8 protein-coding genes are annotated in these 13274 nt (G+C 46.7%); 2 read left to right on the forward strand and 6 right to left on the reverse strand.

The annotated features are described in order from the left end of the window. Nucleotides 1-485: 485 nt before the first annotated feature. Entirely contained in the window at nt 486-791 is a 306-nt protein-coding gene (locus CFT61_RS10380; RefSeq protein ID WP_089544424.1) for a helix-turn-helix domain-containing protein, read from the forward strand. An 862-nt stretch (nt 792-1653) separates the two neighbouring features. Here the strand turns inward: CFT61_RS10380 and CFT61_RS10385 are convergent. Then, nucleotides 1654-2067, reverse strand: a complete 414-nt coding sequence (locus CFT61_RS10385; protein WP_089544362.1) for a PD-(D/E)XK nuclease family transposase — start codon at nt 2065-2067, stop codon at nt 1654-1656. A 415-nt stretch (nt 2068-2482) separates the two neighbouring features. Between CFT61_RS10385 and CFT61_RS10390 the strand changes: the two genes are divergently transcribed. Next, nucleotides 2483-4924 (forward strand): alpha-L-arabinofuranosidase C-terminal domain-containing protein, encoded by a 2442-nt coding sequence (locus CFT61_RS10390; RefSeq protein WP_089544363.1) that lies wholly within the window; start codon nt 2483-2485, stop codon nt 4922-4924. 161 nt (nt 4925-5085) lie between these two features. Here the strand turns inward: CFT61_RS10390 and CFT61_RS10395 are convergent, their stop codons facing one another. From CFT61_RS10395 to CFT61_RS10415, 5 genes are all read right to left on the reverse strand, one after another. Next, a complete protein-coding gene (locus tag CFT61_RS10395) occupies nt 5086-6390 on the reverse strand; it encodes an NCS2 family permease (protein ID WP_089544364.1) in 1305 nt (434 codons plus the stop codon). A 241-nt stretch (nt 6391-6631) separates the two neighbouring features. Next, nucleotides 6632-7564 (reverse strand): family 43 glycosylhydrolase, encoded by a 933-nt coding sequence (locus CFT61_RS10400; RefSeq protein ID WP_254918944.1) that lies wholly within the window; start codon nt 7562-7564, stop codon nt 6632-6634. Between the two features lie 271 nt (nt 7565-7835). Next, nucleotides 7836-9530 carry an arabinan endo-1,5-alpha-L-arabinosidase gene (locus CFT61_RS10405; protein WP_089544366.1) on the reverse strand — a complete coding sequence of 565 codons (1695 nt, stop codon included), beginning with the start codon at nt 9528-9530 and terminating at the stop codon, nt 7836-7838. A 126-nt stretch (nt 9531-9656) separates the two neighbouring features. After that, the gene (locus CFT61_RS10410; protein ID WP_142990613.1) at nt 9657-11396 is read right to left on the reverse strand and encodes a hypothetical protein; all 1740 of its coding nucleotides are present in this window, start codon (nt 11394-11396) and stop codon (nt 9657-9659) included. A gap of 85 nt (nt 11397-11481) precedes the next feature. Next, nucleotides 11482-13239: a RagB/SusD family nutrient uptake outer membrane protein gene (locus tag CFT61_RS10415; RefSeq protein ID WP_089544368.1), complete on the reverse strand. Its 1758-nt coding sequence runs from the start codon at nt 13237-13239 to the stop codon at nt 11482-11484. Between the last annotated feature and the right edge of the window lie 35 nt (nt 13240-13274).

Raw genomic sequence — 13274 nt, forward strand, 5'->3', positions numbered from 1 at the left:
CAGCGGATTGCAAATCCGCTGGGACGCCTAGCGGAAGACAGCCACCTCACGCATTGCAAATTCGTCGGGACGCCTAACGGAAGACAGTCACCTCACGCATTGCAAATTCGTCGGGACACCTAGCGGAAGAAAGGAAGATTTAAAATAAATATCCGCCCACCAGCTGTTGTGCGGCTGGAGAGATAGGCTTTTCCGGCTTATACTATTAGTTCTTCTGGCAACAAGTAAAGGTTACTCCGAAGACTATTTACGTTAAATCGATGCAGCAACGATAGTACTTACAGGGCACAGCGATAGTACTTACAAGATGCAGCGATAGTACTTACAAGATTCAGTGATAGTACTTACAAGACAGCAACAAACGAGATAACTTCGAAAAATAGGAAGATAGGATTAGTATAATTTTCATTAAAAAAGCAACCTAAAAGTTGCAACAAATCGTTTTTATTCATATCTTTGCATTATACACTATGCTGCATAAAAATATGAAAGAGAAAACATTAAGATTCTTAGAGGCACATGAAAGCCATGAAGCCTCTTCATTTGTAGATGAAGCCAAGTGGAGACAGGAAAACAATGCCTGGATAAGATGGTCGCAGAGCATTGCGCTAAAAATTGTCGATTTCATGCAAGAGAACAATTTATCAAGAGCTGATATTGCTGAGCGGTTGGGATGCACTCCACAATACGTAAGCAAAATTTTGTCCGGAAAGACTAACTTCTCGTTCAAAACCATCGCAGAAATTGAACGCCGACTTGGTATTTCTTGTATGGAAAAAGCTTTTGCATAATGCCTGAAAACTCTCGCAACCCACTCTTCACCTGAATATTTTTTCATCGGATTACGCTGAGTTAACAGAGCATTCTTGTTCCACGGATTACGCACGGATTCCGTCAGGCGTCTGTCTTCCGTGAGGCGTCCCAGCGGATTTGCAACCGTCAGGCGTCCCAGCGGATTTGCAATCCGCTGTAAAAAAACGTTCGACCTATGAAACCGGGGGATTTGCAATCCCCCCTCAATCTATAAACAGCTAGCGAAAAAATCTGGGGTGAAGAGTGGTGAAGAGTCGAGCGCACTCTTCACCCTACCAAATCAGCTCATACACAAATACTTACACCACTCCGGTGAAGGGTGAAGAGTATTTTTGAAATTGGCGGATAATCATTACAAGTTACAGCGGATTACAAATCCGCAAAGAAAAGGTCGAACATTTTTTAACAGCGGATTGCAAATCCGCTGGGACGCCTAACGGAAGACAGCCACCTCACGCATTGCAAATCCGCTGGGACGCCTAGCGGAAGACAGCCACCTCACGCATTGCAAATTCGTCGGGACACCTAGCGAAAGAAAGGAAGATTTAAAATAAATATCCGCCCACCAGCTGATTTCCACTTGCACAACAGGTGTTGGGCGAGCGCATATCAGCTGTTATGCAAGCGCACAACAGCTGTTGTGCGGCTGGAGAGATAGGCTTTTCCGGCTTATACTATTAGTCCTTCTGGCAACAAGTAAAGGTTACTCCGAAGACTATTTACATTAAATCGATGCAGCAACGATAATACTTACAAGGCACAGCGATAGTACTTACAAGATGCAGCGATAGTACAGTTATCTATCGCCTGGCTTATGGGGAGAACTTGTATCTGATAATTTTATGATTTCAATTGATGCAATTGCTCATGGGTTAAGCCTGTCAGTTCCATGATAGAGTCATCATCCATACCCTTTAATAGCATTTTCTTCGCTATATCAAGACTTTTGTGATAACTACCTCTTGCTTCACCTTTGGCAAAACCCTTAGCTTCTCCTTCATCAATACCATTCATGTAATAGCTCATTAAGACACCATAGTAATCATCGGCGGCCTTTAAGCTTTCATCATATTTCTCTTGCTCTTCCTGACTCAGACAGCGGGAATCTGCCAGTTCAGCTAGACGCTTGAAAATCTTCTTCTGTGCCGTAAACGGCATTCTCTCTAATGCTTCCATATGCTTTAATACATAAATCCATTTGTCAAAATCACTTTCACATTCTTCAGCCTTCTTGTCAAAGAAAGGAAGAGACAAGTAGATGTGAAGGGGTTAATATATTTACCCATGGCAAAATATTGAGATAATTGATATCTGATGGCAAATTTACGATTTTTCTCTGAAAACTCCAAGAAAAAAATGCAAAAAATTGAAAAACCATAGAATTTACCTCTATTGAATAACAAAACTATTCCGCCTCGCCGGATATGTCGTTCATCCACGTAATCCGATGAATAATGACACACCCTCACAGAGGATAAAAAGGTGGATTTTCAGCAGAAAATCCACCTTTTACACTATATTCTCCGTTTTGTCCACCTCTTTTCCGTGTATTTTGTGTACTTTTGCGGCTGTGTATGAATCGCAGCAGGAAGTAACTTCCAAAAGCTGCGGCTTCATGCTACCAGCAAATAACAAGCAACAAAATAAAAACAAGCCTAAAGAATAAACAATGAATAAGAAAAGACATTTTTTACTCTCGGCTGTGCTCGCCACAACATTGGCAGCCAACGCCCAAGTAACCATCAACGTAGATGCCTCTAACCCAGGCGTCAAGGTTTCACCTAATTTATATGGTATCTTCTTCGAGGATATCAACCATGCTGCCGATGGCGGACTCTATGCCGAACTCATCAGCAACCGCTCCTTTGAGGATGACGACAAGAACATCCCTACTTGGAAAACTTCCGCTCAGGAAGGCGCAAAAATCCAGACACAACTCATCAACAAGGGTCTGCTCAACAAGGCACAGGGCAAGGCTCTCCAGCTTACCATCGCGGCAAAGCCTGCTGCCACAGCCTCTCTCATCAACGAAGGCTTCTGGGGCATCAACGCCGTTCAGGGCAGAACCTACAAGCTCTCTTTCTGGGCAAAGGGTAGCTACAAGGGCGGATTGAAGGCTCGCCTCACCAACGCAAAGGGCGACAAGGTTTATGCAGAAACATCCCTCAATGCCAAGGTGGGCAAGAAGTGGACAAAATATACAGCTGAACTCACAGCCAATGCCAACGATGCGAAAGCACAGTTTGAACTCGTAGCCAACGGAAAGGGTACCATCGTTCTCGACGTGGTTAGCCTCTTCCCTCCTACTTTCAAGAATCGCGAAAACGGCTTGCGCCCTGATTTGGCTCAGCTTCTCTATAACATCCATCCTAAGTTCGTCCGCTTCCCAGGCGGTTGCTACGTAGAGGGACAGGAATCTCCTGAGAATGCATTCCACTGGGAGAAGACCATCGGTCCTATCGAGGAGCGTCCGGGACATAAGAATGTGAACTGGCGCTATCGCACCAGCGACGGTATGGGATTCGACGAGTATCTGCAGTTGGCTGAGGATTTGAATGCCAAACCGCTCTATGTAGTAAACGTAGGTTTGTGGCATGGCGGTATGACTCCTGTGGATAGCATCCAGCCTTGGATTGACGAGTGCATGAATGCCCTGGAGTATGCCAATGGTCCTGTTACCTCCAAGTATGGTGCGCTGCGTGCCAAGAACGGTCATCCGGAACCATACAACATCGAGTATCTGGAGATTGGTAATGAGAACAACCAGCCGGATCCTGCGGCTCAGAGCGACCACTACTACGAGCGCTTCAAGAAGTTTAAGGATGCCGTTCTGGCGAAATATCCTAAGATGCACCTCATCGGCAACGTGGTGGCTTGGGGCGATGATAACCCTAAGTGGGAAAGCAACGAGAGCGTAGAGCTGCTCGATGAGCACTACTACAGAAACCCAGCCTGGTTTGCAGAGAACTTCAACAAGTATGACAACTACAACCGCAAGGGCAGCGAGATTTATGTAGGCGAATATGCCGTAACCCAGGGCTTCGGCAATATGGGTTCGCTCGATGCAGCACTCGGTGAGGCTGTCTATATGATGGGCATCGAGAACAATTCTGATATTGTGACCATGGCATCCTACGCTCCTATCTTCGCCAACCTCAACAACCGTATGTGGGCACCGGATATGATTCAATATACATCTGATAAGGTATTCGGAACTCCATCCTACTACGTCCAGAACGTGATGGCGAACAACATCGGTACCCGTGTATTGAAGGTGAACCAGGAGAATCCATACAAGTATGATCAGGCTCGTGTAAAGCCAGCCATCTGCCGTGTGGGCATGGGAACATGGGGCACCCAGGTTTCTTTCGAGGACAAGGGCTACAGCGATGAGAACGGCAAGGCGCTGCCAATGACACTCCAGGAACTGCCTACCGATATCCATGGACAGTGGAAGGCAGACGGCAGCCTCATCAAGCAGACCAGCAACGAGGAGAGCTGCATCCGTCTGAACCCAGGCGAGATTACCAGCAACGGTTATATATATAAGGTACGCGCGAAGAAGGATGCCGGCAACGAAGGTTTCCTCATCATCTTCAACTACGTGGATAAGAACAACTACTGCTGGTTGAACCTTGGTGGCTGGAACAATACCCAGCATGGTGTGGAGTCTATTGTGAATGGTGCCAAGAGCCAGATTGCTACCTGCCCTGGCAAGATTGAAACCGGCAAGTGGTACGATATCGAGCTGAAGGTAGTAGGCGACAGCATCTTCGCCAAGTTGGATGGCAAGGAGGTATTCGCTACCAAGCTGAAGGCAAACACCCTTCCTGGCATCTTCTCTACAGCCACACTCGATGAGAAGACTGGCGAGGTAATCCTGAAGATTGCCAACACCAGCACCGAGCACACCACAGCGAAGATCAATCTTCAGGGCAAGGAGATTAAGGCTGGCAAACTCATCCGCCTTTCTGCCAAGAACGGTCTGGAGGAGAACACCATCGACAACCCTACCAACATCTATCCTGTAGAAAACTACGTAACTACAGAGAAGAATGGTGCTACGGTAGAGATTCCTGCCAGCTCGCTGAACATCATCAGATTGAAGTAGAAAGATTGAAACAAGAAACAAGCTACATCCAGGGCATCAGCCCTGGATATACCCAATATATTGATACATTTTTGAATAGTTGATAGAAAAGTTAGTTAGAAAATGGAAGGCGGCAACCTGCGTGATGCAGATTGCCGCCTCGTTGTTATCTATCGCTTCATTTAGCTGAAAACATAATTGAAGAGCAGGAAGATGCTCAGAATATAGAGCGTAAGATTCAGATCCTTGAACTTACCCACCATCATCTTGATGAGCACATAACTCAGGATGCCGAGGCAGATGCCATCGGCGATGCTGTAACAGAGCACCATCGTAATCATCGTGATGAAGGCAGGGAACGACTCGGAAATATCCTCCAACTCAATCTTCTTGAACGAATCAATCATCAATACACCCACCATTACCAGGGCACCACTGGTGGCTGCACTCGGAATCAGCAGGAAGATAGGAGCCAGGAAAATGCTCAGGATAAACATCAAACCCACAAAGAAAGATGTCAAACCCGACTTACCGCCCTCGGCAACACCCGAAGCACTCTCCACATAAGTGGTAATGGTAGAGCTGCCCAGCAGGGCACCCGCCGTGGTACCGATGGCATCACTCATCATCGCCTCCTTCACACCAGGAATCTCACCCTTCTCATTCTCCTTGATACCCAACTTGGAAACCAATCCCAACACCGTTCCGATGGTATCGAAGATGTTGACAAGCAACAGGGAGAAAACCACCATAAACATCTTAGGTGTAAAGAAGCCCGAGAAATCGAACTGGCAGAAGATTGGAGCAATGCTGTGAGGGGTAGATACCGGCATCCAGTTGTCAGAGAACTGGGTTACGCCCATCGGAATACCTATCAAGGTAGAGATGATGATGGCGATGAACAGGGAGCCCTTCACTCTTCTCGCCATCAGACAGCCACAGAGCAGGATGCTGATGAGACCCAGGATGCTGACTGGCGTAAACTTGCCGAGCTGCACGAAAGTATCAGCATTGGCTGTAATGATGCCCGCATTCTTCAAACCGATAAAGGCGATAAACATACCGATACCTGCCGATATGGCAAAGCGGAGGTTTTTCGGAATGCACTCCAATATCTTGTCACGGATATTGAGGAAGGTGATGGCCAGGAAGATGATACCCTCTACGAGCAATACTGCCAAAGCCTGCTGCCAGGTCAAGCCCATTGCCTGACAAAGGGTGAAGGCGAAGAAGGCGTTCAGTCCCATGCTAGGAGCCTGGGCAAAAGGCAACTTTGCCATGAAAGCCAGCAGGAAGGTGGCAATGGCAGAAGCGATGGCTGTGGCAGTAAAGAGAGCCCCCTTGTCCATGCCTGTGGTGGCAAGGATGGTAGGGTTTACTGCCAGGATGTAACACATGGTCAAGAAGGTAGTCATACCAGCTATCAATTCCGTCTTGACCGTAGTAGTCTTCGGGTCGAAGCCCAATAATGCTTTTAATTTATTCATTTCTTATATTGCGATTGTTATTTCTCTTTTTTTCTCTATTTTCTCGTCCCCATTTCCACAACCCAATCCCATTGTTTTTTCGGGGCGAACAAAGATAAGAAAAAATAATGAAGAATGCCTTATTTTACATGTTTTTAACTACACAGAACGCCTTATTTTACAAGTTTCCGGATTTTAATATGCTGCCATATCATACAGAAGGCAAGCGACTGGTAAAAATCGGTATCAGCTTCGACATATCTTATTCCAGCGTCAACCAGCCATCTTTTGTCCAGTTGATTTTCTTCTGAACCAGGATGCTGGCACCATTCTTCGGCACGCTGTAACCATGGCAGAAGAAGAAATCGCCATCAGGGAAGGAGTAGGCAGAACAATGACCCATCGCCTCATATTCCTTCTTGTCGCCTTCCAGCAGCAGGGTGCCACCGCCATTGCGCATATCCTTGCCTTCTTTATCCAGATAAGGACCAGCCACCTTCTTGCTTCTGCCTACAGCAACACGGTAAGTACTCTTCATACCCTGGCAGCAGTAATCCCAACTGACGAAGAGATAGTAATAACCACCATGCTTCATGATGAAAGGAGCCTCGATGGCATTGGTGCCGGCATCACGGGAAGTAGGATTGGTAGGCACATCCATCTGATTGAGCGCATAACGGCGGGCAATGGTCTGAGGCTTGGCGCCCTTCTTCACATGCATCGTCTTCTTGTCTAAAGGAATAAGCTGGATACCATCCCAGAAAGAACCCCAGGTAAGCCAAGGCTTTCCCTTCTCATCAATCACAAAATTCGGATCAATGGCATTCCAGTTGTCTCTACCACCCTTTGAAGATATGAGGCAGCCCTCATCCTTCCATCCATCAGTATCGGCGAGCGAAGAATTGCTCAGCAATCCGATGGCAGAAGTATTCTTGCCAAAGGTAGAACAGGAATAAGCCATATACCACTTATTCTTATACCTGATGACATCCGGTGCCCAGGTATGACTCTCATAACCCGGCACACTATCATGGGTCCATGCAGGAAAAGCACCACGAGCCTCATCCTTCAATACACCCTGCGGATTCAGGGTCCAGTGCTGGCGGTCGGTAGAAGTCATCTGAGCCACTCCATGCCCCGTACAGTAAAGATAGTACTTGCCATTCTCGTAAGCCATCACGGGATCATGAACCATTGGTGAATCCACCACAACCGGCTGTGAAAGAGCCGTCTGCGCCTTTGCGGAAACGGCGGAAACGGCACAAGCCGCCACTAAGGGTATAGAGAGAACCCATACTCTTATATCTTTAATCAAAAAATTATTCATACGTCTTTTTGTTACTGTTTATAGGATTACTTACTAAGTTGAGTTATTAAAAAAGGGAGCTGAATGCTTCACAGCTTAGCTCCCCTTATGACTGTTAAAAAACCGCAGATGCGGTCATATTTAAAACTAACTAAAGATCTTAATTCTTCTTTCCCCAATAGCTTCTGTTGCCACTCACTCCCGAGTAAACGATGGTAACCTTGCGAGGACTTGCCTCCCAATCTACCTCACGCTGAACCTTCAGCTTGGTAGTACCGATGGTCAATGTGTTGGAAGAAGCATCGAAGCTCCATGCCTTGACATTGCTCCAGGCAGAACCACCCTCCATCACGCCATTGCTGCTGAGCTTGAAGGTCTTGCTGGTCTTCTGCTTGCCATACTCATAAGAGAGTTCGATACCTTCCCAGGTTCCCTCCAGTTCGCTGGCGGTGATTTTCGCCTGTGGAACAGCTCCATAACGCTCAGGCATCACGACTGGCCATCCGTTGCTATCCCACTGGATAGAACGCACACCACCCATCATGATGGCATTGCTGGCTGCAATACCTGCAACATTGGCAGGCATACGCTGCTGGGAAACATAATACCAGTTGCCTGCACCATCATCGAATACGGCACAGTGACTGATACCTACCCAACCGCTTCCTGCGCTGAACTTGTAAGGATGAGTCAGCACGGTAGGTTCCTCATTGGCACCCTTGGCAGCATCGGTAATCTTACCATTCATGGTCTCATACGGACCATCCACGTTCTTGGAACGGAGCACACGGGTATTGTAAGGAACATCCAGGGCATCGTAAGCAACGAAAAGATAATAATAGCCATCATGATATACAATCTCCGGAGCCTCGGAACCCTGCCAACGGTTATTCAACGTACGGGTAAAGATGGTCTTTCCGTAAGCAGCGATATCATCGGCTGTACCCCATGGGTTAGGCAAGGCAGCCTTGGTCTTACCCGTATTGGCATCAAGCTCCACAGCAGCGAAACCACTGTGCCATGAACCATATATCAGCCAATGCTTTCCTTCTGGAGTGATGACGTAAGTAGGGTCGATGGCATTATACTTGAAATAGCAGTTTGCCCAATCATTTGATTTTACCTTGTAATTCAATCCCTTGTCAGAAGCGTTGGTGATGACATATCCCTTATCTTCCCATTTGTTGGAAGCCGGATCGCTGGTCTCCATCAGTCCGATGAAGGCACGTTCACTCCAGGTTCCGTCACCATTGATGGTGCCAGGACAGGTGATGGCATAATACATACGGTAGAGATGGTCGTTGACCTTGCGCACGCATGGAGCCCAGAAACCGAAGTCCAGGTCATTGGCGAAATAGCTGTCAGGACGTTCAGCCACTCCCATACCCTTGCGGAATTCATTGAGTTTTGTCTTTACCCAGGAAGGCAAGCCCACCATGGTGGCTCCTACAAATTCCCAATCTACAAGATTCTTGGAACGACGACAGAAGAAGTGTCCGTGCTTGTTGCTGTTGCGGATATCCTTCTGATGTTCATTGCCATAGCTGGCATCAGTCTGATACATATAATAATATCCATCAGATGCCTTCACCACCGTAGGATCGTGCATATTGGCAAGATTCCACTTCGATCGCTGTATCCAGGCAGCCACCGATGTATAATTATCACTATAGGTAGGACATTTGTAATTAGCCAGATCCTCTGCTGTCTGATCACCAGGAGTTGGGGTAGGAGTTGGAGTCGGTGTAGGAGTTGGAGTTGGATTCACAGGAATCTCCGGATCATCACTGCTACTGCTGCATCCTACCGCCAGCGTACAAGCCAGCAAAAGGGCAAATATATGAAGCTTTTTCATTTTTCTTTTCGTTTAGTTAGTTTTATGATCTTCTTTTCTGAAAAAAGGCAGACCTATGGGAATGTGTTTCCGCATAGGTCATGCCTTTATTGTTTTCAAATATCTACATGAACCACGTTTTATGTTTTATCTGCGGTGAGCACGTGTATAGTGCTTGCGGGCAGAAGAAGCTGCATTAAACTTCAAGTGGCTGCTATCAACGGTGAAGGCTACATTCAAATCGCTAGGATTAATGGTGTTGATACCCAAGTAGCTCTGGGTAGTCACGCTACCATCATTACCTGTAACGATGGCCTGAATATCGGCAGTACCATTGTTACAGTTGGTTACGAACAGCTTCACCTTTGCACCGTTCATGGTTGCGAGCCAGGTAGCCAAATCACCCTGTGTTCCGATAGGAGTACAAGCTGCATAACCATCACCCCAGCCATAGTTATCGGCACGAACCACTGCATATTCTGCCAAATCAGCCTTGCGGAGGATGACCACATAGTTGTTCCAGTTGTTTGCACCGCTAGAATAGTTGGTGAAGTTGAACTCGAATGTCTCACCAGCAGGAATCTTCATATCCTTTGTAAATTCTGTCCACCAGGCAGTAGAGCAGTCCGCTGCACCAAGAGAAACCGGACTTGGAGTAACCGCCTTGACAGCAGACTTAGCCACATTTACTTCTACGGTAGCAGTACGGCCATTCTCTGTAGTGATAGTCACCTCGTGCTTACCCGCAGTAGCAGGGATTCTTGAGAATGTCAACTTAGAGTTATCGAGAACAGCATCCTCGCCTTCCACATACTTGGCAGTAACCTCCATACCTGTAGGATCGAAAGCCAAGGTGTGGTCAACGCCCTCAAGAGCAGAAGAGTTGAAGAAGTAGTAATTGGTATGTTCAGGAGCCTTGGTTACGGTAATGCTCTTAATACCAGCCACAACGCTGAACTTAGCATTGGCACTGATGGTCTTATCAGCAGCCTTGCCCAAAAGGGTCTTGTTCAATGTTGCAACAACATACTTCTCTCCCACCGTCTTCATATCAGGAACAACGATGAATTCAAGATCACTGGCAGGAACTTCCTTGACAGCGCCATCAGAGTAAGTAACCTTCGCCTTCAATGTAGAAGTGAATTCCTTCACAGAAGTTCCCTTGTCAACTTCGGCTGGAACATCAAGCAATTCCATTGACTCAGGCTGCTGATCCTTTACATCAGCCACATCCATCTCTGCCTTGTCGAATACATAGTGACAACCATCGGTAGTGAAGTCGAGATAGAGGTCTGCACTCTCAACTGGAATACCCAGATATTTCTGGGTAGAAGTCAATCCTTCAGTACCGGTAACCTCAGCTACAACATCTGCTGTATTATCACCATAGTTGGTTACGGTTACGGTTACCTTGGCACCATTCATCTGAGCCAGCCATGCTCCCCAATCATCTGATGCCGAGTTACTATGGGTAATAAGAGGACCACCATTTCCACCAACAGCATCACCCCAACAATAATCATCAGAACGCATTACTGCATACTCTGTCTTATCAGCCTTGCGAAGTACTACAACATAGTTGTTATAGTTATTTGCACCAGAAGTATAGTTGGTAAATGTCGTAGAATAAGACTTATTACTTTCAATCTTGACATCAGCATCCAGGTGAGATGTCCACCAGGCATCGCTATTATCAGTTGCACCAAGGGTAGTTGGCGAGATGGTAGGCGCAGTACCTTTGTTGCTATTGGCGATTGAATCTATCTTTTCAGAAAGCCAATCAGGTCCATTGACACTAAACATGTCACTTCCCTCGCATCCTGTCAGTGTAGTCAAGCCCATGGCTGCCACGCAGAAGACAGATGCTAATTTATTTAGGTGTTTCATATTTTATATATTCTATATTGTAAATATATGATTTTTAGGTTATCTCATGGGCAGGAGATGCTGCACCATGAGATAAGCCATATTGTTATTTGCCCAAGTTTACTACTGGGTGAACTGTCCAACCTCTTCCGAAGAAATCAGTAGAGTTGTCTGTATTGGTATTCGCAGAGTTACCAGTCAGGTTAGGGTTGTCGTTCAACAAGCCCTGATAGATTGGCAGGAACTCATGACCCGGTACGTATGTATCGTAAGAACTCTTCACCTCAGGATCAACACCTACCAAAGAGTAGCTGACTGCTTCCTTAGCCTTGTATGGAGAACGGCGGAAAGTTCCGTGTTCCTTCAACTGAGCCAAACGACCCTGATCATAGAAGAATCCCCAACGAATCAAATCGTAACCACGACCATACTCACAACCGAACTCCTTAGGACGCTCTACATTGGCAATCTGCTCGAAGAGCTTATCCTTGCTATTGAAGTCTGAAAGCTTCAAGTCTGCCAGGTTAGCACGCTCACGAACCTGGTTAATCCAGTCGATAGCCTGCTGTGTTGGACCATTCACCTCGTTCTCACACTCTGCAGCACGAAGCAATACATCTGAGTAACGCATCATACGGAGGTTGATACCGCAATGCAAACCTGTTGTCACTGTACTGTAAAGATTGGTACGGAAGTTAGTCCACTTAGCGATAGGAAGACCTCCATAGTTGTTATTCGTTACAACTGTATCATTAGGAGTCATCTGGGTGGTATAAGCCACGTTACCATTTTCGAATCCTTCCCAATCACTCTCGTAAGTACCGATGGTCCAATAGAGTCGTGGATCCAACTTACCTGCTGTGGTTCGCTCCTGCTTGAAGAGGTTGTACAACCATGGAGATGCAGAAAGGTCTGCCCATCCACCGAATCTACCTGGAGCGAAGTTAGACTCTACGGCATGACCCTGTGTAGCGTTAGGACTGGTATTGACTGGAGTCCACTCATCATCCACACCCTGTGAACCATAGTCGAGATACTGAATCTCGAAGAGGCTCTCGGCATTATTCTCGTAAGCAGAACCCTCACGGAAGTTGTCGCCATAGTTAGCCATCAGCTTGTAAGAGCCATACTTCTTGTTCATGATGTCCTTGAGTACGGTGAGCGCATCGCTATACTTATGGCGCTGCATCAGAGTACGGGCATAGTAACCGGCAGCGGCACCGCAGGTAGCACGACCCTTGGCCCACTCACCACCCTCATCACGGGATGGGAGGAGCGTCATCGCCTCAGAGAAATCCTTCTCCACCTGATCGAGCACCTCATCATAAGTACTGTTCTTGCCATAGAGACCATCCAGAGTAGAATAGTTGGCATAATCAGTAATCAGCGCAGGATTCTGGTAATATCCTGCCAATGTATAGTATGAATAACCGCGGAGGAAGAGAGCCTGTCCCTTGATTCGCTTCATGCTTTCGCTGAGCGAAGCATCATCACCTGTGGTACGTGAAAGGATGAAGTTACATACATTAATAGTATAGTAAGCCTCACGCCAAGGCCACATGGAGATTTCATCTGTCACTGGGTCGTCCATGTCATCGAATGGCATGTACCATACCTGTGATGAGTTCCATACCTCATCGCCACGTGTCACATCGAGGGTATAACCCACACGTGCCGAAGAACCTTCCATACGAATATGGTTGTATGCTGCAATAACGCACTCTTCCAGATCATCAGCATTGAAACCGAAGGTTCCGGTGGTCTGCTGGTTAGGATTGGTAACATCCAACTTGTCCTCGCATGAGGTGGTAGCCATAGCACCGAGGCCAAGGAAGAGAGCTAATGATAATTTATATAGTTTCATATCAAATGTTCTTTTAAATAATGATTCTTATTCTT

The organism is Segatella copri, assembly GCF_002224675.1.
GTDB classification, from domain to species: domain Bacteria; phylum Bacteroidota; class Bacteroidia; order Bacteroidales; family Bacteroidaceae; genus Prevotella; species Prevotella copri_U.

Coding starts and splice junctions, on each gene's coding strand:
- CFT61_RS10380 (WP_089544424.1), top strand. CDS start 486: ATGAAAGAGAAAACATTAAGATTCTTAGAGGCACATGAAAGCCATGAA.
- CFT61_RS10390 (WP_089544363.1), top strand. CDS start 2,483: ATGAATAAGAAAAGACATTTTTTACTCTCGGCTGTGCTCGCCACAACA.
- CFT61_RS10395 (WP_089544364.1), bottom strand. CDS start 6,390: ATGAATAAATTAAAAGCATTATTGGGCTTCGACCCGAAGACTACTACG.
- CFT61_RS10400 (WP_254918944.1), bottom strand. CDS start 7,564: ATGGTTCATGATCCCGTGATGGCTTACGAGAATGGCAAGTACTATCTT.
- CFT61_RS10405 (WP_089544366.1), bottom strand. CDS start 9,530: ATGAAAAAGCTTCATATATTTGCCCTTTTGCTGGCTTGTACGCTGGCG.
- CFT61_RS10410 (WP_142990613.1), bottom strand. CDS start 11,396: ATGAAACACCTAAATAAATTAGCATCTGTCTTCTGCGTGGCAGCCATG.
- CFT61_RS10415 (WP_089544368.1), bottom strand. CDS start 13,239: ATGAAACTATATAAATTATCATTAGCTCTCTTCCTTGGCCTCGGTGCT.